The 17,787-nt window shown below is 66.1% G+C and carries 13 protein-coding genes; 8 read left to right on the top strand and 5 right to left on the bottom strand.

What is annotated here, in order from left to right; genetic code table 11:
* Positions 1-10: 10 nt before the first annotated feature.
* The 3 genes from ntrC to dusB are packed head-to-tail and all read right to left on the bottom strand — an operon-like array spanning position 11 to position 3,597.
* A complete protein-coding gene (ntrC, locus tag ACM9LZ_RS00520) occupies positions 11-1,459 on the bottom strand; it encodes a nitrogen regulation protein NR(I) (protein ID WP_416617380.1) in 1,449 nt (482 codons plus the stop codon).
* Between the two features lie 3 nt (positions 1,460-1,462).
* Positions 1,463-2,581, bottom strand: a complete 1,119-nt coding sequence (locus ACM9LZ_RS00515; RefSeq protein WP_416617379.1) for a two-component system sensor histidine kinase NtrB — start codon at positions 2,579-2,581, stop codon at positions 1,463-1,465.
* Positions 2,581-3,597, bottom strand: coding sequence for a tRNA dihydrouridine synthase DusB (gene dusB, locus ACM9LZ_RS00510; RefSeq protein ID WP_416617378.1), 1,017 nt, complete (start codon positions 3,595-3,597; stop codon positions 2,581-2,583). Before dusB ends, ACM9LZ_RS00515 begins: the two co-directional genes overlap by 1 nt.
* 277 nt (positions 3,598-3,874) lie before the next feature.
* On the opposite strand from dusB, the gene ACM9LZ_RS00505 reads away from it, so the two are divergent.
* From ACM9LZ_RS00505 to ACM9LZ_RS00495, 3 genes are read left to right on the top strand one after another with little or no spacing between them, the layout of a single operon-like run.
* Positions 3,875-5,050: a bifunctional 2-C-methyl-D-erythritol 4-phosphate cytidylyltransferase/2-C-methyl-D-erythritol 2,4-cyclodiphosphate synthase gene (locus ACM9LZ_RS00505; protein WP_416617377.1), complete on the top strand. Its 1,176-nt coding sequence runs from the start codon at positions 3,875-3,877 to the stop codon at positions 5,048-5,050.
* Between the two features lie 4 nt (positions 5,051-5,054).
* The gene (locus tag ACM9LZ_RS00500) at positions 5,055-5,546 is read left to right on the top strand and encodes a CinA family protein (RefSeq protein WP_416617376.1); all 492 of its coding nucleotides are present in this window, start codon (positions 5,055-5,057) and stop codon (positions 5,544-5,546) included.
* 5 nt (positions 5,547-5,551) lie between these two features.
* A complete protein-coding gene (locus tag ACM9LZ_RS00495) occupies positions 5,552-6,295 on the top strand; it encodes a nucleotidyltransferase domain-containing protein (RefSeq protein ID WP_416617375.1) in 744 nt (247 codons plus the stop codon).
* A 9-nt stretch (positions 6,296-6,304) separates the two neighbouring features.
* Here ACM9LZ_RS00495 and ACM9LZ_RS00490 read toward each other — a convergent pair whose 3' ends face one another.
* Complete coding sequence (locus tag ACM9LZ_RS00490) at positions 6,305-7,144, bottom strand: hypothetical protein (RefSeq protein ID WP_416617374.1); 840 nt, start codon at positions 7,142-7,144, stop codon at positions 6,305-6,307.
* 303 nt (positions 7,145-7,447) lie between these two features.
* Here ACM9LZ_RS00490 and trkA point away from each other — a divergent pair, with 303 nt between their 5' ends.
* From trkA to ACM9LZ_RS00475, 3 genes are all read left to right on the top strand, one after another.
* Positions 7,448-8,824, top strand: coding sequence for a Trk system potassium transporter TrkA (gene trkA / locus ACM9LZ_RS00485; RefSeq protein ID WP_416617373.1), 1,377 nt, complete (start codon positions 7,448-7,450; stop codon positions 8,822-8,824).
* Positions 8,825-9,048: 224 nt separating this feature from the next.
* Entirely contained in the window at positions 9,049-9,495 is a 447-nt protein-coding gene (locus tag ACM9LZ_RS00480; RefSeq protein WP_416617372.1) for a (2Fe-2S)-binding protein, read from the top strand.
* Between the two features lie 11 nt (positions 9,496-9,506).
* Complete coding sequence (locus ACM9LZ_RS00475) at positions 9,507-11,705, top strand: xanthine dehydrogenase family protein molybdopterin-binding subunit (RefSeq protein ID WP_416617371.1); 2,199 nt, start codon at positions 9,507-9,509, stop codon at positions 11,703-11,705.
* A 95-nt stretch (positions 11,706-11,800) separates the two neighbouring features.
* On the opposite strand, the gene trmFO is transcribed toward ACM9LZ_RS00475, so the two are convergent.
* Positions 11,801-13,165 carry a methylenetetrahydrofolate--tRNA-(uracil(54)-C(5))-methyltransferase (FADH(2)-oxidizing) TrmFO gene (trmFO, locus tag ACM9LZ_RS00470; protein ID WP_416617370.1) on the bottom strand — a complete coding sequence of 455 codons (1,365 nt, stop codon included), beginning with the start codon at positions 13,163-13,165 and terminating at the stop codon, positions 11,801-11,803.
* A 389-nt stretch (positions 13,166-13,554) separates the two neighbouring features.
* Here trmFO and ACM9LZ_RS00465 point away from each other — a divergent pair, with 389 nt between their 5' ends.
* Both ACM9LZ_RS00465 and gyrA read left to right on the top strand, forming a co-directional pair.
* Complete coding sequence (locus ACM9LZ_RS00465; RefSeq protein ID WP_416617369.1) at positions 13,555-14,946, top strand: MATE family efflux transporter; 1,392 nt, start codon at positions 13,555-13,557, stop codon at positions 14,944-14,946.
* Between the two features lie 149 nt (positions 14,947-15,095).
* Positions 15,096-17,783 carry a DNA gyrase subunit A gene (gyrA, locus tag ACM9LZ_RS00460; RefSeq protein ID WP_416617628.1) on the top strand — a complete coding sequence of 896 codons (2,688 nt, stop codon included), beginning with the start codon at positions 15,096-15,098 and terminating at the stop codon, positions 17,781-17,783.
* The last annotated feature ends 4 nt before the right edge of the window (positions 17,784-17,787 follow it).

Raw genomic sequence — 17,787 nt, 5'->3', positions numbered from 1 at the left:
GCGCTTTAACCTACTTCAGCCCCCGCACCACCTGAATATCCAGGTCCCGGATCTTTTTCCGCAGTGTATTGCGGTTCAGGCCCAGCATATGCGCGGCCTTGATCTGGTTGCCACGGGTTGCGGTCAAGGACAGCGACAGCAGCGGCCGTTCAACCTCCCGCAGGATGCGGTCATACAACCCCGCCGCCGGGATGCCGTCCTTATGGGCTGCGAAATATTCCCGCAGGTGGCGTTCGACGGCCGCCGACAGGCCTTCGTTCACGGGTTCCTGCGTGGGGGCGGCGGCCGGATTGGTTTCGGCCAGTTCGGTGTCGATGACATCGAGGCTGATCACCTCCTGCGAGTACAGGGCCGCCAGCCGCTGGACCATGTTTTCCAGCTCGCGCACATTGCCGGGCCAGCGATAGCGCTTCAACCGGTCCATGGCGGCATTGTCCACCGTCTTGGCCGGCAGGCCCTGCTGGGCCGCCTGGTTCAGGAAATGGCGGACGAGCGCCGGCACATCCTCCGTCCGTTCGCGCAAGGGCGGCAGGCGGATGGGTACGACGTTCAGGCGGTAGAACAAATCCTCGCGGAACAGGCCCTGGCGGATCAGGGTGCGCAGGTCGCGGTGGGTGGCGGCGACGATGCGCACGTCGGTCTTGATGGGTGTGCGCCCGCCCACGGTCGTATATTCGCCCTCCTGCAACACGCGCAGCAGGCGGGTCTGTGCCTCCAGCGGCATGTCGCCGATCTCATCCAGGAACAGGGTACCGCCCTGCGCCTGCTCGAACCGGCCCGTCGAGCGCATGGTGGCACCCGTGAAGGCGCCCTTCTCATGGCCGAACAGCTCGGACTCGATCAGTTCGCGCGGGATGGCCGCCATGTTGATGGCCACGAACGGGCCGCCCCGCCGCTTGCCATAATCATGTAGGGCGCGGGCCACCAGCTCCTTGCCGGTGCCGCTTTCGCCCGTGATCATCACCGTCAGGTCCGTTCCCATCAGGCGGGCCAGGACGCGGTAAATCTCCTGCATGGCCGGCGACCGGCCGATCAGGGGCAGCGCCTCCTCCTCCGGGTCCTCCGCGGGGGCGGGGGCCGGACTGGTGGATGGCACGGGCGTGGACAGGGCCTTCTGCACGATGGCCATCAGGTCCTTCAGATCGAAGGGCTTCGGCAGATAGTCGAAGGCCCCCCTTTCCGCCGCCTTCACGGCCGTCAGCAGGGTGTTCTGCGCGCTCATCACGATGATGCGCAACTCCGGCCGCAGCTTTTTGATGCGTGGCACGAGGTCGAGGCCGTTCTCATCCGGCATCACCACATCGGTGATGACCAGATCGCCCTCGCCCTCCTGCACCCACCGCCACAGCGTGGCAGCGTTGCCCGTTGTTTTCACCTCATGTCCCAGGCGGGCGAGGGCCTGGGTAAGCACTGTCCGAATGGCCCGATCGTCATCCGCAACGAGAATGGTTGCGCCCATTTTTTAGGCACCCTCTCCGTGACCGTTCTGGTCGGTGACTGGCAGGGAAACCTTGAAGATCGTGCGCCGCGGCACGCTTTCAAAGTCGATGACCCCGCCATGGTCACCGATAATCTTGGCAACCAATGCAAGACCCAGGCCGGTTCCGTTCATCTTCGTCGTAACAAAGGGATCGAACAGGTTGGCGCGGATATCTTCCGGGATGCCGGGGCCGTTATCGGCCACGCTGACCAGCAGGGGCAGATGCATCCGGCTGTCCGATCCGGCCACGGCCAGACGCACCCCGTGCTGATAGGCGGTGGACAGCAGGATTTCCCCGCCCTGGTCGGGGCAGGCCTCCGCCGCATTCTTGACCATGTTCAGGAAGACCTGCACCAACTGGTCGCGGTTGCCCAGAACGGGCGGCAGGGAGGGGTCGTATTTCTCGATGAAGCGGATATGGCGGGCAAAGCCCGTCTGGGCGATGCGGCGCACATGCTCCAGCACGGCATGGATGTTCACGGCCTGGCGTTCCAGCGGACGCCCGTCGGTGAACACCTCCATCCGGTCCACCAGGGCCACGATGCGGTCGGCCTCATCACAGATCAGCCGGGTCAGGATCTGGTCGTCCTCACTGGCATTTTCCTCCAGCAACTGCGCCGCGCCGCGGATACCCGACAGCGGGTTCTTAACCTCGTGCGCCAGCATGGCGGCCATGGCGACGACCGATCGGGCGGCGCCGCGATGGTTCAACTGCTTGTCGATGCGCCGGGCGATGGACCGTTCATGGATGGTCAGCACCACCTGATCCGGCGGGTCGCCCAGGGGGGCCGCCTGCATGGTGACGGAATGGGGGCCGACGCGCTGGGTTTCCACCGTCACCCCATATTCGCAGACTGTGGCGTGGGTGATGCGCGCCTGGTCCAGCAGGGCGAAGACGGGGCTGTCCTCGGGGATCAGGTCCGTCAGCCGGGTGCCCAGCACGCGCGTGGCGCTGACATCGAAGAATTCCTGGGCCTCCAGGTTGATGAACCGGATCAGCCCGTCGCCATCGACCACCATGACGGGGTCGGGAAGGGCGGCCAGGATGGAGGTCGGATCGATGTCGGCACCAAGCCGGCGCGCCGCCGGGACCCGCGCCATCAGGCGGCCGCCCGCTCGGTGACGCCGCGGTCCAGCGCCGCGGAATAGAAGGCGATGATCTGCTGCTTCATCTTCTCCGGGTCTTCGCTGGTCATGATCTGGTTGCGATAATCGGCCGACCCGTTCATGCCCTTGGAATACCAGGCCACATGCTTGCGGGCGATCTTGATGCCGGCCTGAACCCCGTAATGGGCCAGGATGGCGTCGTAATGCTCCAGGACGGTCTGCAACTGCGCCGCCAGCGGCGGCTCGGGCAGGATGACGCCTGTGCGCAGGTAATGCATGACCTGGGCGATGAACCAGGGCCGGCCATAGGTGCCGCGGCCGATCATGATGCCATCCGCACCGGATTCCTCCAGGCAGCGCACCGCATCCTCGAAACTGTTGATGTCGCCATTGGCGATGACGGGAATGTTCACCGCTTCCTTGACCTGGCGGATGAATTTCCAGTCGGCGGTGCCGTTATACATCTGGCAGCGGGTGCGGCCGTGGACGGTCAGCATCTTCACGCCGCATTCCTGCGCGATGCGGGCCAGGTTCGGGGCGTTCAGGTTGTTCGCGTCCCAGCCCTTGCGCATCTTCATCGTCACCGGCACGGAAACGGCCTTCACCGTGGCCTCCATGATACGGCCGGCCAGCAATTCATCCTTCATCAGGGCCGACCCGGCGAAGCCGTTCACGACCTTCTTCACGGGGCAGCCGAAATTGATGTCGATGATATGGGCGCCGCGATCCTCGTTCAGCTTCGCCGCCTCTCCCATCACGGCCGGCTCGCACCCGGCAAGCTGCATGGAGATCGGCGCCTCATCCAGGCTCCATTCCGTCTTCAGCATGCTTTCCCGCGTGGCGCGGATCATGGCCTGGCTGGCAATCATCTCCGACACGACAAGCCCCGCGCCCGTCCGCTTGACCAGCCGGCGATATGGCATGTCGGTGACGCCCGACAGCGGCGCCAGGATCACGGGATCATCAATCCGGACCGGACCGATCTGAAGGGGGGCAAGCGGCTTGACCATGGGATACGCAACCTTGGACCTGATCCGCCGCCGGCCGATTTCTGCACAAATGGCAGGCAACTCTTGCGGATGCATGAAATTTAGGCACAGAGATTAACATAAGCCTGCAAAAACACAATGATCACCACCGCATGGCGGCTTTTTCCCCGGGAAATGGGTGGGCAGGGGGAGAGGGCGGGGGTTGGGCCGGCATGGCTTGCCTGCCGTGCAGGCCATTGGCGCAGGGCGCCATCCGCGCTAGGGTCGCGGGGCTAGTCCCGCAGCCCCATGAGAACACATGCCCACCTGTACCGCCCTGATCGTCGCCGCCGGCCGCGGCCTGCGTTTCGGGGCCGACCTGCCCAAGCAGTATCTGCCGCTGGCCGGCCAGCCCATCCTGCGCCGCACCGTGGAGGCTTTCCTGCGCCATCCGCAGGTCAATGCCGTGCGCGTCGTCATCGATCCGGCCTTCCGCGATCTCTATGACCGGGCGGTGGCCGGGCTCGATCTGCCGCCGCCCATCACGGGCGGACCGACGCGCCAGGACAGTGTGCTGAATGGCCTGGAGGCCATGGCCGGGCATCCGCCCGATCTGGTGCTGATCCATGACGCAGCGCGGCCGCTGGTCTCGCACGCAGATATCTCCGGCGTCATCGCGGCGCTGGAGACCGCCCCTGCCGCCATCGCCGCCACCCCGCTGGCCGACACGCTGAAGCGTGGGGCCGAGGCGGGCGGGGGCATCCGCAGCGACGGGACAGTGGACCGCACGGCGCTGTGGCGTGCGCTGACGCCCCAGGGTTTCCGCTTCGCCCATATCCTGCCGGCCCACCGGCGCGGCGCCGGCCTGAACCTGACCGACGATGCCGCCGTGGCCGAGGCGGCGGGTCTACCCGTCACCCTTGTTCCCAGCGATCCGGACAATCTGAAAGTGACCAACAAAGACGATCTGGCCCGCGCCGAGAAACTGTTCCTGGCCGCATTGGGCGATATCCGCACGGGCACCGGCTATGATGTCCACAAGTTCACCGATGGCGACCATGTGTGGCTGTGTGGCGTGCGGGTGCCGCATGATGCGGCGCTGGACGGGCATTCCGACGCCGATGTGGCGTTGCACGCGCTGACCGACGCCATCCTGGGGGCTATCGCGGCCGGTGACATCGGCCAGCATTTCCCGCCCGCCGACCCGCAATGGAAGGGTGCCGACAGCGCGCGCTTCCTGCGCCATGCCGCCGAGATGGTGGCTGCTCGGGGCGGGGTCATCGCCCATGTCGACATCACCATCATCTGCGAGCGGCCGAAGGTCGGCCCCCACCGCGAGGCCATGGTGGCGCGTGTGGCGGAGATCCTGGCGCTCGACCCGTCCCGCGTCAGCGTAAAGGCCACGACGACGGAGGGGCTGGGCTTCACGGGCCGGCGCGAAGGCATAGCGGCCCAGGCCGCGGCCACCGTCCGCCTCCCCCTGGTCATGGGGTAGGCCGATGTTCGCGCCCGACCTGATCCGCCTGGCCGAGAATGTGCGTGATACGCTGTCGGCCCGCGGGCTCTGGGTGGCCACGGCGGAAAGCTGTACGGGCGGTCTGATCGCCGGGTGCCTGACGGCCGTTGCCGGTTCCTCCGCCGTGGTGGACAGGGGCTTCGTGACCTATACGAACGATGCCAAGGTGCAGATGCTGGGCGTGCCCGCCGACCTGATCGCCCGACTGGGCGCCGTCAGCGGCCCTGTCGCTGCGGCCATGGCCCAAGGAGCGCTGGCCCATAGCCGCGCCGACATCGCCGTCTCGGTCACCGGCATTGCCGGCCCCGGTGGTGGGACCGATGCCAAGCCCGTCGGGCTGGTGCATCTGGGCGTCGCGCACCGGGGTGGCGGCGTGCGGGTCGAACACCATGTCTTTCCCGGCGACCGCGAAGCGGTGCGGCTGGCCACGGTGAGCCGGGCCCTGGAACTGGTGCTGGAAGCGGGAAGGGCCTGACAGACATGACCGCCATCACCCCTACCATCGATCTGGCCGACGCCATCCTGCGCGAATGGACCGACCAGCCCGATATCATCGCCGCCTTTCTGGCCGGGTCGGTGGCGCGGGGAACGGCGGGACCGGGGTCGGACATCGACGCGGTGCTGATCTATCATCACCTGCCGGCCGCTGTCCGGGAAACCCACGACCGGCAGGGCGTGGCCGTGGAATTGTTCCTGCACGACCCCGACACGCTGGCCTATTTCTGGGACGCCGACCGCCGGCTGGGCAAGCCTTCACTGGCCCGCATGGTGGCCAATGGCCTGCCCATCGCCGGTGATCCCGCCTTGATCGAGGAACTGAAGCGACAGGCGCAGTCCGTACTGGATGGTGGCCCACCCCTTCTGACGGAGGAGGAATTGCGCACCCGCCGCTATTCCATATCCGATCTGGCGGCGGATTTGGCCCAGCCGCGCAACGCGGCGGAACAACTGGCCATTGGTGCCCGCCTCTATATCGAGCTGGCGGATTTCACCGTCCGCGCGGCCGGGGCGTGGACAGGTACCGGCAAGGGCCTGGCCAAGGCCTTGCTGCGCCTGGACCCGATGCTGGCGGCCACCTTCGAACATGCGTTCAAGGAACTGTTCGCCCAGCAGGACGCAGGAGAGGTGCTGGCCCTGGTCGATCTCTGCCTGGCACCCTATGGCGGCCGGTTCATGGCAGGCGACCGACGGCCGGCACCGGCCGACTGGCGGCTGGGGGATTGAAGGTGCTCTCTATGATCCGGGGGTGGCGCAGTATTCGGCCAGGCTATAGGCTGTACTGATCTCGTAAGTCGCGCCCGGCTTCATGACGAATTCGCTGGCGCCATACTGTTCAAAACCGCCATTTTCCTTTGGCTTCCAATCGAACGTGTAGCCCAGCCGTGTCCAGGGTGCGCCCCCTTCCTTCAGGTTGAGCCGCATGTTGCTGGAAAACCAGTCCCAGTAACTCTGATTCTCCAGGCATGCGGCATCGCCGATAGTGCAGACGGGGCGGCTGGCCGTGCCGGGCACGGCCGGGGGGCCCCACTGGTCCGCCGTGTCCAAGCCGCAGGTGGCGGCCGTGATGTCGGTGACGGGGCAGGGGCGGACCAGCCTGTCGGCGGCGATCCACATCTCCACCACCTGGGCATAGGGCACGTCGGGGTTCAGGCCCAGCCATTGTACAACCCGCTGCGTTTTCACCGCGCCATCACCGGGGGCTGCCGAACAGAACCGGCGAAGCTGTGGCACGGCGGTCACCCAAATCTGGCCCCAGCCGTTGGGCCCGCCGGTCGTCTTGCCCTGGTAATATTTCTCATAGGCCGCCTGCGACATGGTGGAGGCAACCAGCACCTGTCGGCCGGCCGGTGTGTCGCGCCAGACAAGGTCGGGATTGTCGGGGGTGATCCGCAGCAATCCGGGACCGATGTCATCGGGACCCGGCACGGCCACGGCATTCAGGGAAGCGGCATAAAGCTGGGCCGGGCTGAGCGTTGCGACGTGCTGCGGTGCCCCGCCGCTGTCCGGGCTCCGCGTCGCGCATCCTGCCAGCATCGCCAGCGCCAGCAAGGCCGTACCCATCCGTACATGCATGATGGCTTTCCTCCCGTCCGTGTATCGGCGGGATTAAATACACAATTTAGTGCGCTTTCAATTATAAAAGTTATATGACTGTTAAAGAATAAAAAGCGCCTTATCATGCAGATAATCTCATTTATGATCATGAGGTTCCACCCCTGGCGGGTTCCGCCGAAGGCCTTTGCCCTGGCAGCGTGACCATTCCGCTATTGATCTGGGAAGATGGACGCGGCAGAACAGACCGGGCGGCATGGACCGGGCACCGGTTGCCCATCGGCCGCCCGATGCCCGTGGCTGCCGGATCAGGTCCGTATTCCCATGAAAGTCATCGTCTGCGGTGCCGGGCAGGTCGGCTCCAACATTGCCAAGTACCTCGCCTCCGAGGGCAACCATGTGACGGTCATCGACCAGTCGCCGGAACTGATCCAGAAGATCAGCGACACGCTGGATGTCCAGGCCATGGTGGGTTTCGCCTCGCACCCCAACGTGCTGGAGGCGGCTGGGGCGGCCGATGCCGACATGCTGATCGCCGTGACGCTGGCGGATGAGGTGAACATGGTGGCCTGTCAGGTCGCCAACAGCCTGTTCAGCGTCCCGACCAAGATCGCGCGTGTCCGCCACCAATCCTATCTTCAGCCCATCTGGGCCGATCTGTTCGCGCGCGAACACATGCCGATCGATGTCATCATCTCGCCGGAGATCGAGGTTGCGCGCGCGGTGTCGCGTCGCCTGCAGGTGCCGGGCGCCTTCGACATGATCCCGCTGGCCGATGGGCTGGTGCGCGTGATCGGGGTGGTCTGCACCCAGAATTGTCCTATCATCAACACGCCCCTGCGCCAGCTTACCGGCCTGTTCCCCGACCTGGCGATCGAGGTGGTGGCCATCATCCGTGGCGACCGGCAGTTCATCCCCGACGGCAACGACCAGATGCTGGCGGGTGATGAGGTCTATTTCGTCGCCGATACCAACCATGTCGCCCGCGCCATGGCCGCCTTCGGGCATGAGGAGCGGCAGGCGCGGCGGGTGATCATCGTAGGCGGCGGCAATATCGGGCTCTGCCTGGCGGAGGAGATCGAGCAGAACCAGCCCGGTGTGTCGGTCCGCATCATCGAGGTGGACCGCCGCCGGGCCACCCATGTGGCGCAGAAGCTGAAACGCACCATGGTGCTGCATGGCGACGGCCTGGACCCCGCCATCCTGGAAGAAGCCAATGTCGGCGCCAGCGAGACGGTCGTCGCCGTGTCCAACAGCGACGAGGGCAACATTCTGGCCAGCCTGCTGGCCAAGCGCCATGGTTGCCAGCGGGCCATCACGCTGATCAACAAGACGACCTATCAGCCGCTGGTGCTGCCGCTGGGCATCGATGCGGTGGTCAGCCCCCGTTCCATCACCGTTTCCTCCATCCTCCAGCATGTGCGGCGGGGCCGCATCAAGGCCGTCCACAGCCTGCGGGAGAATTTCGCCGAGGTGATCGAGGCCGAGGCGCTGGAAACCTCCACCCTGGTGAACCTGCCGCTGAAGGACATCCGGATGCCGCACGGCATCATTGTCGGCGCCATCGTGCGTGACGGCAAGGTGATCATCCCCCGGCCCAGCACTGTCATCAAGCCGAACGACCGCGTCATCATCCTGGCCGAGGTGGGGCAGGTGAAGAAGGTGGAGAAGATGTTCGCCGTGCGGCTGGAATTCTTCTGATCGCGGTGGCAGGCCAGCAGGCTTGCCGCGTTTCGGCGCGCCTGTCCGGTTCATGTCGAAATATTCAATAGAATATAACGTGACGGTGTCCAGTATCCGGCAGTCAGCCGGCTGACATCTTTTGACATTCCTATTTACCGAACAGAAACAAAAACGGGGGCGCGGTATGATACCGGTCACCCTATCTTGTGGATAATCAATTCCTTGGCGGAAGGATGCGTGACATGATCGAACTGACCATCAACGGCAAGATGCACCGGCTGGATGCCGATCCGGACATGCCGCTGCTGTGGGCGATCCGGGATATCGCCGGGCTGACGGGCACGAAATATGGTTGCGGCGTGGCGCAGTGCGGGGCCTGCACGGTGCATGTGGACGGTGTGGCAACGCGCGCCTGTGTCCTGCCGCTGGAGGCGGTGGCCGGTTCGACCATCACGACGATCGAGGGGCTGGGCGGCGACCATCCCGTGCAGAAGGCCTGGATCGAACAGCAGGTGCCGCAATGCGGCTATTGCCAGTCCGGGCAGATCATGTCGGCCGCCGCATTGCTGGCCGAGACACCGAAGCCCAGCGATGCGGAGATCGATGCCGCGATGGATGGCAATCTTTGCCGCTGTGGCACCTATCCGCGCATCAAGACGGCGATCAAGCGCGCCGCCGGCATCGCCTGACGGGAAAGGACATGACCATGGACAGCCTGCCACACCATGACATCATCCACGCCGCCCTGTCCCGCCGTGCCATTCTGGCCGGTCTTGGCGGCCTTGCCGTTGCCGTGTCGCTTCCGCTGCCGGTGCCGGCTCAGACCGCGCCGCCGCCCTATCCGGCGTTGGGCCGCGATGCGGCGGGGGCCAACGCCCGCGAAGGCATGTTGACGGCGCATGTCGTCGTCATGAAGGACGGCAAGATCGTCATCATCTCCCCCACCACGGAAATGGGGCAGGGCAGCCAGACGGCCCACGCCGCTATCATCGCCGATGAAATCGGTGTCGATATCGCCGATGTCGGCGTCCAGACCGCCATTCCCGCCGATGCCTACCGCTTCGGCGGGGCCATGAGTTCGGGCGGAAGCTGGGGCGTGCGGCGCTGGAACGACCATCTGCGCAAGGGGGCGGCCCAGGCCCGCGCCCTTCTGATCCAGGCCGCGGCCAACCGCTGGCAGGTCGATCCGGCGGGTATCACCCTGGACAATGGCCGGCTGGCGCATGCCGCTTCCGGCCGCAGCCTGGGGATCGGTGAGGTGGCAGACGATGCGGCCATGCTGACCCCGCCCGACAATCCGCCGCTGCGTGATCCGGCGACCCGCCGCTATGTGGGCAAAGGCGTGCCCCGCCTGGATATCCCGCCCAAGGTGACGGGCGAAACCGTCTATTCCATGGATTTCCGCTTGCCGGGCATGCTTTACGCCTGCGCCCGGCTGAACCCCGTCTTCCATGGGGATATCGCCACGTTCGACGCGGCGCCGGCCCTGAAGGTGAAGGGTGTCAGCAAGGTGGTGCGGATCCCCGGCGGGGTGGCCGTGGTTGCGGACAGCGTCTGGGCAGCCATCAAGGGGGCCGACGCGGTGGCGGTGACCCTTGCCCCCTCTCCCCAGGACGGGATCACCAGTGCGGCCCTGGTCGACGCCATGCGGGAAGGGCTGGGTGCCGCCGATGCCATCCAGGCGGCCGCGACCGGCAATCCCGACGATGCCTTCAGGAAGGCGGCGAAGGTGGTGACGGCCGATTACGGTGTTCCCTATATCTGCCACGCGCCCATGGAGGTGTGGAGCTGCACCGGGCTGCTCAAGGATGGAAGGCTGGAGCTTTGGGCCCCCATCCAGGTTCAGGACCGTGCCCGCCGCACCGCGGCGGCCAGCATCGGGCTGGATGACGCGGCTGTGACGGTGAATACGCTGATGCTGGGGGGCGGTTTCGGCCGGCGCCTGACGGATGAGGGTATTCCCGGCACGGCCATCGTGGCCCGTGAACTGGCCGGCACGCCCGTGAAGTTCTTCTGGCGGCGGGAGGACGAGTTCGACCGCGGCTATTACCGTCCGGCGCAGATGGCCCGCCTGTCGGCGGCGCTGGATGCCGGGGGCGAGGTGACCGCCATGACCATTCGCACCGCCGGCCCGTCCATGCGTGCGGAGTTCACGCCGGCCGGTCTGAAGGAAGGGGAGCTGGATGGTTCCTCCGTCCAGGACCTGACAGCGCTGCGCTATAAGTTGCCCAATTTCCGGCTGGATTGGGCGCGCCGGCACGTGCGGGTCACCACGGCACCCTGGCGTGCCGTGGGGGCGACGCAGAACGCCTTCTTCCTGGAATGTTTCATCGATGAATTGGCGGCGGCGGCCGGCAAGGACCCGGTGGCGTTCCGCCGCCACCTGCTGCGTGATGACCGGCGGGCCCTGGCCGTGCTGGACATGGCGGCGGAAAAGGCGGGCTGGGGCGGTAAACTGCCCGATGGCCACGCCCATGGCATCGCCTTCTTCGCCAGTTTCGGTGCGCTGTCGGCCCATGTGGTCGAAGCGTCGCTCGACGGCGGCACGCCCCGCATCCACAAGGTGACAGCCGTGCTGGATTGCGGCGATGTCGTGTTGCCCGACGGCGCCAGAAGCCAGATGGAAGGCGGCGTGATCATGGGCCTGTCGGCAGCGTTGTACGAGGCGGTGACGGTGCAGGCTGGCCGTGCCGAACAGCGCAATTTCGACACCTATCGCCTGATGCGCCATGCCGAGGCGCCCGTCGTGGATGTGCATTTCATCGCGTCGGGTGAAACGCTGGGTGGCGTGGGCGAACCCGGCCTGCCGCCGACGGCCCCGGCCGTGGCCAATGCCCTGTCGGTTCTGGCAGGCAAGCGCCTCCGTCACCTGCCGGTGGTGGAGGCCTTGCAGGCCTGATGAAGCACACCATCTTCCCGGTTCCGGCCGGGAAGATGGTGTTCTGACGATCCAGGTCGGGGGGATCAGGGCCGGCGCGATTCGGCCGGCGCGCGTCAGGCCGCCGGTGTATCCAGCCAGCCTGTCAGGTCGCGCAGCGCGCGGCCGGTATAGGCCTTCTTCCGGTCCTTGCCGTGCAGTTCCTTGCCATTGGGCTGGCGTTCCGTCACGGGCGGGAACAGGCCGAAATTGACGTTCATGGGCTGGAACGTCTCTGCTTCCGCCCCGCCCGTGATATGGGCCAGCAGGGCGCCCAGCGCCGTGGTGCGGGGCGGCGGGGCGGGCAGCGATCCCTGCCGGTCGCAGGCCGCGAAGCGGCCGGCCAGCAGGCCCACCGCCGCACTTTCCACATATCCCTCGCAGCCCGTGATCTGCCCGGCGAAGCGCAGGCGCGGCATGGCCTTCAGGCGCAGGGACCCGTCCAGCAGACGCGGGGAATTGATGAAGGTATTGCGGTGCAGGCCGCCCAGCCGCGCGAACTCCGCATTCTCCAGGCCGGGGATCATGCGGAACACCCGAACCTGTTCGGCATATTTCAGCTTGGTCTGGAAGCCGACCAGATTGTAGAGCGTGCCCAGCGCATTGTCCTGGCGCAATTGCACCACGGCATAGGGGCGCTTGCCCTCATGCGGGTTGGTCAGGCCGACGGGCTTCATGGGGCCGTAGCGCAGGGTGTCCCGGCCGCGCTCGGCCATCACCTCGATGGGAAGGCAGCCTTCGAAATAGGGGGTGTTCTTCTCCCATTCCTTGAAATCGCCCTTCTCGCCATCGATCAGCGCCTGGATGAAGGCCTCGTACTGCTCCTTGTCCATGGCGCAGTTGATGTAATCCTCGCCCGTGCCCCCCGGCCCGACCTTGTCATAGCGGGACTGGAACCATGCCTTGGACAGGTCGATGCTGTCGGTATGCACGATGGGCGCGATGGCATCGAAGAAGCTCAACTGCTCCTCGCCCGTGAATGCGCGGATGGCTTCGGCCAGCTTCATGCTGGTCAGCGGGCCGGTGGCGATGATGGTGCTGTCCCACTCCTCGGGCGGAATACCATCGACCTCGCCGCGTTCAACGGTCACCAGGGGGTGGCTGGTCAGGGTCTGCGTCACATGCTCGGCGAAATGGTCGCGGTCCACGGCCAGCGCACCGCCGGCAGGCACCTTGTGCGTGTCGGCTGCCGTCAGGATCAACGATCCGCACCGCCGCATCTCTTCATGCAGCAGGCCGACGGCGTTGTATTCGGCATCGTCGGAGCGGAAGGAATTGGAACAGACCAATTCCGCGAAGAAATCCGTCTGATGCGCGTCCGTTTTCCGGACGGGCCGCATCTCGTGCAGGATGACGGGGATGCCGGCCTGAGCGATCTGCCAGGCGGCTTCGCTGCCGGCCATGCCGGCACCGATGACGTGGATGGGGGCGTGCTGGGTCATGGGGCCACGGTTTCGCGCGGCCCCGCCCATCCGTCAAGCCCCCAGCGCGCATGGGCCCCCGGACAAGTGTTGCGGCGGCGGCCTGCGGCTTGGGTCCTGCGCGGGATCATGGATGGGAACCGGCGGCGGTTCATCCGGCGGGCCGCCCGGCTGCGGCGTCGGCGTCTCGCCGGGCGGCGGCACTTCCGTCTCGTCGGGTGGGGTGGAACCGGGAAGCGGCGGAACGATGCCCATGCTGGGGTCTCCCTTCGATCTGTTCTCTACCCCTATCCAACCCTCAGGCGGGCTGAATTGTTCCGGCGACATCACCGGGCTGGACATTTCCGATATCGGATGTATCGTCGCGCCCCCTGCAAACCCGATTCCGGCCCTTTCCCGTCGCACCCATCATGACCCTTATCGCCCCCAAGCGGGAAACCGCGTTCCGCCGCATCCGCCGTCATGTCGGGGAGCTGGTCCGCCTGTCCGTTCCTGTGATCATCGCCCAGGCCGGGGTGATGACCATGGCGCTGGTCGATACCGTGATGGTCGGCCGCTACGATGCCCGGGAACTGGCCTATTACGGGCTGGGCAACATGCCGGTCGGCGTCATGCTGGGCGTAATGATCGGATTGCTGATGGGGGTTCTGGTCCTTTCCGCGCAGGCCGTGGGCCGGGGCGAGGATCATCTGACCGGCCGCATCTGGCGCCGGTCGCTGCCCTACGCCCTGTTGATAGGATTTACGGTCGCCGGTGCCTGCTTGACGGGGGAGGCTTTCCTGCTGCTGACGGGACAGGACCCGGAACTGGCCCATGGCGGTGCCGGCATCATGCGGGTGGTGGCGCTGGGCATGCCGGCGGCGGCGCTGCACCTGGCCACCAGCCTCTATCTGGAAGGGATGAAGCGGCCGCTGCCCGGCATGGTCGCCATGCTGATCGGCAATGTGCTGAATGTGGGGCTGAACTGGCTGCTGGTCTGGGGCAATTGGGGCTTCCCGGCCATGGGCGCGCAGGGGGCGGCATGGTCGACCACGGTGCTCCGCTGGCTGGGCGCGATTGGTCTGGTCGCCTATGTCTGGTGGCATCCGAGGCGGGTGGAATGGGGCATCCGCGGCGGTTTCGCCGGGTGGTGGCGCCACGCCGCCGAACAGCGCAAGGTCGGCTATGCCGCGGGCCTTTCCAACGGGCTGGAGGGGTCGGCCTTCGCGGGGCTGGGGCTGTTCGCCGGCTGGCTGGGGGCCGCAGCCATGGGCGCCTATACCATTGCGCTGAACCTGACCGCCTTGCCCTTCATGTGTGCCCTGGGTCTTGCATCCGCCACGTCGGTACGGGTGGGCAACGCCTTCGGCGCCGGTGACGCGCGGGAAACCCGGCTTGCCGGCTGGACGGGGCTGGGTGTGTCAACGGTCTGCCTTGCACTGGTCGGTGTGCTGTTCCTGCATTATCCGGGGGAGATAGCGGGCCAGTTCACGCACGATGCCACCGTGACCGCCCTGGCCGCGCCGTTGATCGCGCTGACGGCCTGGCTGCTGGTGGCCGATGGCGGGCAGGTCGTCATGGCCCATGCCTTGCGCGGCCGTAACGACACCTGGGTGCCGACCATCCTGCATTTCTGCTCCTACTATGCCATCATGATGCCGGTCGCGTATCTGCTGGCCTTTCGCTTCGGCCAGGGCGTGCTGGGCCTGTACCAGGGCATCTTCGTCGCCAGCTTCGTGTCGGTCACTTTCCTGTCCGTGCGGTTCTGGTGGCTGTCGCGGCAGGGGATCGGGGCAGGTGGGGCGGGGTCCCGCCCCCATTGATTGTTCGCACCCGCGAATGATGCTACAAGGGGCGCCAAGCGGCCGGTCACCCCGGCCGTTTCTGTCCGCCCCGTAATGACGAGTTCCGCTCGGTGACATCCACACCCGCTCTGCCGTCCAATATCTCGCCCATCACCATCGAAGATGAGATGCGGCGCTCCTATCTCGATTACGCGATGAGCGTGATCGTCAGCCGGGCGCTTCCCGATGTGCGCGACGGCCTGAAGCCCGTGCATCGCCGCATCCTCTTCGCCATGAAGGAAGGCGGGTACGACAGTACCAAGCCTTACAAGAAGTCGGCGCGTATCGTCGGTGACGTGATGGGTAAATACCATCCGCATGGCGACAGCGCGATCTATGATGCCATGGTCCGCCTGGCGCAGGATTTTTCCATGCGCCTGCCGCTGATCGACGGCCAGGGCAATTACGGGTCGATGGACGGCGATGCCGCGGCGGCCATGCGCTACACCGAGGCGCGCCTGGCCAAGGTGGCGGAGTTCATGCTGGATGACATCGACAAGGAAACGGTCGATTTCCAGGCGAACTACGACGAGTCGGAGGAAGAGCCGACGGTTCTGCCGGCCAAGTTCCCGAACCTGCTGATCAACGGGGCCGGCGGCATCGCCGTCGGCATGGCGACCAACATTCCCCCGCACAATCTGGGTGAGGTGGTGGATGCCTGCCTAGCCTATATCGACAATCCGGACATCTCGATCGATGAACTGATCGAGATCGTGCCGGGTCCGGACTTCCCCACCGGTGCCGTGATCCTCGGCCGCTCGGGCATCCGCTCGGCCTTCCATACCGGCCGTGGCAGCGTGATCATGCGCGCCAAGACGGATGTGGAGGAGATCCGCAAGGATCGCTGGGCCATCGTCGCCACCGAGATCCCCTATCAGGTGAACAAGGGCAAGCTTCTGGAGCGCATCGCCGAATGCGTGACCGAGAAGCTGGTCGAGGGGATCAGCGACGTCCGGGACGAGTCGGACCGCGACGGTGTGCGGGTCGTGATCGAACTGAAGCGCGATGCCGTGGCCGATGTCGTCCTGGCCCAGCTTTTCCGGCACACCGCGCTGCAGACCAGCTTCGGCGTCAACGCCCTGGCCCTGAATGGCGGCCGGCCGGAACTGATGGACCTGAAGGCCATCATCGCGGCCTTTGTCCGCTTCCGCGAACAGGTTGTGACCCGCCGGACAGAGTTCGAACTGGGCAAGGCGCGCGAACGCGCCCATATCCTGGTCGGTCTGGCCGTCGCGGTCGCCAACCTGGACGAGATGATCGCGCTGATCCGCAACGCGCCCGACCCGCAGACTGCGCGTGAGCAGATGATGGCCCGCGACTGGCCGGCGGCCGACGTCGCCCCGCTGATCGCGCTGATCGACGAGCCGGGCCGCGGCCTGTCGGAAACCGGAACCTACCGCGTATCGGAAGCGCAGGCCCGCGCCATCCTGGATCTGCGCCTGCACCGGCTGACCGGGCTGGAGCGTGACAAGATCGGCGAGGAATTGACCGGCGTCACCGACCAGATCCGGCATTTCCTGGCTGTGCTGGCCGATCGTGCGCTGTTGCTGGACATCATCCGCAACGAACTGGGCGAGATGAAGGCCCGCTTTGCCACGCCGCGCCGCACCCTGATCGAGGAATCGGAGTTCGAGTCCGATATCGAGGACCTGATCCAGCGCGAGGACATGGTCGTCATCGTCACCCAGGGCGGCTATATCAAGCGCGTGCCGGTTTCCACCTATCGCGCCCAGGCGCGTGGCGGCAAGGGACGGTCGGGCATGAGCCTGAAGGCGGAGGACAATGTCTCCGACCTGTTCGTGGCCAATACCCATACGCCCATGCTGTTCTTCACCAGCCGCGGCATCGTCCACAAGCTCAAGGTCTGGCGCCTGCCGCAGGGCACGCCGCAGACCCGCGGCAAGGCGCTGGTCAATCTGCTGCCCTTGACGGACGGAGAGACCATTTCCACCGTCATGCCGATGCCGGAGGATGAGGCGACCTGGGGCGATCTGGAGATCGTGTTCGCCACGTCCGGCGGGGGCATCCGGCGCAACAAGCTGTCGGATTTCCAGAATATCCGCGCCAACGGCCTTATCGCCATGAAGCTGGAGGAAGAGGGGGAGACCCTGATCGCCGTGCGGACCTGCACCGATCAGGATGATGTGCTGCTGGCCACCCGCCTGGGCCGCTGCATCCGCTTCCCCGTGACCGAGGTGCGCGTGTTCAGCGGCCGCACTTCCACCGGCGTGCGCGGCATCCGTCTGGCCAAGGGCGATGGTGTGATCGGCATGTCGATCCTGCATCACACCGACTATACGATGGAGGAGCGGGCGGCCTATCTGAAGCAGGCCCGCGAATTGCGCCGCGCCCTGGGCGAGGAGGCGGACGATTCGGTTGATGTCGATGCCGAGCCCGTGGCCGGAGAGGCCGCCCTGTCGCCGGAACAGTTTGCGGAGATGCAGGCGCGGGAAGAGATCATCCTGACCGTGTCGGAGCAGGGCTTTGGCAAGCGCAGCTCGGCCTATGAATACCGGCTGACGGGCCGCGGCGGCCAGGGCATCTGGAACATGGACATGGGTGACCGCAACAAGGCGATCGCTGCCGTGTTCCCCATTCATGAGACCGACCAGGTGATGATGGTCAGCGACAGCGGCCAGGTCATCCGCATGCCCGTGCATGACATCCGGCTGACGGGCCGCAAAAGCAAGGGCGTCACCCTGTTCCGCCTGGCGGGGGAGGAAAAGGTGGTGTCCGTGGCCCGGCTGGAGGATGACGGTGCCGGCGAGGGGGGAGCCGAAGCCGGGGCAGCCGATGCCGATGGTGCCGCCGGCTGACCGG

The sequence above is a fragment of the Niveispirillum fermenti genome, assembly GCF_048066175.1.
Classification (GTDB): domain Bacteria; phylum Pseudomonadota; class Alphaproteobacteria; order Azospirillales; family Azospirillaceae; genus Niveispirillum; species Niveispirillum fermenti.
The sequence above is the reverse complement of the archived record's forward strand: the minus strand, read 5'-3'. Positions and strand labels throughout refer to the sequence as shown.

Excerpts from the sequence above, each read along its gene's own strand:
- ntrC (WP_416617380.1), bottom strand. The coding sequence starts at position 1,459 with ATGGGCGCAACCATTCTCGTTGCGGATGACGATCGGGCCATTCGGACA.
- ACM9LZ_RS00515 (WP_416617379.1), bottom strand. The coding sequence starts at position 2,581 with ATGGCGCGGGTCCCGGCGGCGCGCCGGCTTGGTGCCGACATCGATCCG.
- dusB (WP_416617378.1), bottom strand. The coding sequence starts at position 3,597 with ATGGTCAAGCCGCTTGCCCCCCTTCAGATCGGTCCGGTCCGGATTGAT.
- ACM9LZ_RS00505 (WP_416617377.1), top strand. The coding sequence starts at position 3,875 with ATGCCCACCTGTACCGCCCTGATCGTCGCCGCCGGCCGCGGCCTGCGT.
- ACM9LZ_RS00500 (WP_416617376.1), top strand. The coding sequence starts at position 5,055 with ATGTTCGCGCCCGACCTGATCCGCCTGGCCGAGAATGTGCGTGATACG.
- ACM9LZ_RS00495 (WP_416617375.1), top strand. The coding sequence starts at position 5,552 with ATGACCGCCATCACCCCTACCATCGATCTGGCCGACGCCATCCTGCGC.
- ACM9LZ_RS00490 (WP_416617374.1), bottom strand. The coding sequence starts at position 7,144 with ATGCATGTACGGATGGGTACGGCCTTGCTGGCGCTGGCGATGCTGGCA.
- trkA (WP_416617373.1), top strand. The coding sequence starts at position 7,448 with ATGAAAGTCATCGTCTGCGGTGCCGGGCAGGTCGGCTCCAACATTGCC.
- ACM9LZ_RS00480 (WP_416617372.1), top strand. The coding sequence starts at position 9,049 with ATGATCGAACTGACCATCAACGGCAAGATGCACCGGCTGGATGCCGAT.
- ACM9LZ_RS00475 (WP_416617371.1), top strand. The coding sequence starts at position 9,507 with ATGACCATGGACAGCCTGCCACACCATGACATCATCCACGCCGCCCTG.
- trmFO (WP_416617370.1), bottom strand. The coding sequence starts at position 13,165 with ATGACCCAGCACGCCCCCATCCACGTCATCGGTGCCGGCATGGCCGGC.
- ACM9LZ_RS00465 (WP_416617369.1), top strand. The coding sequence starts at position 13,555 with ATGACCCTTATCGCCCCCAAGCGGGAAACCGCGTTCCGCCGCATCCGC.
- gyrA (WP_416617628.1), top strand. The coding sequence starts at position 15,096 with ATGCGGCGCTCCTATCTCGATTACGCGATGAGCGTGATCGTCAGCCGG.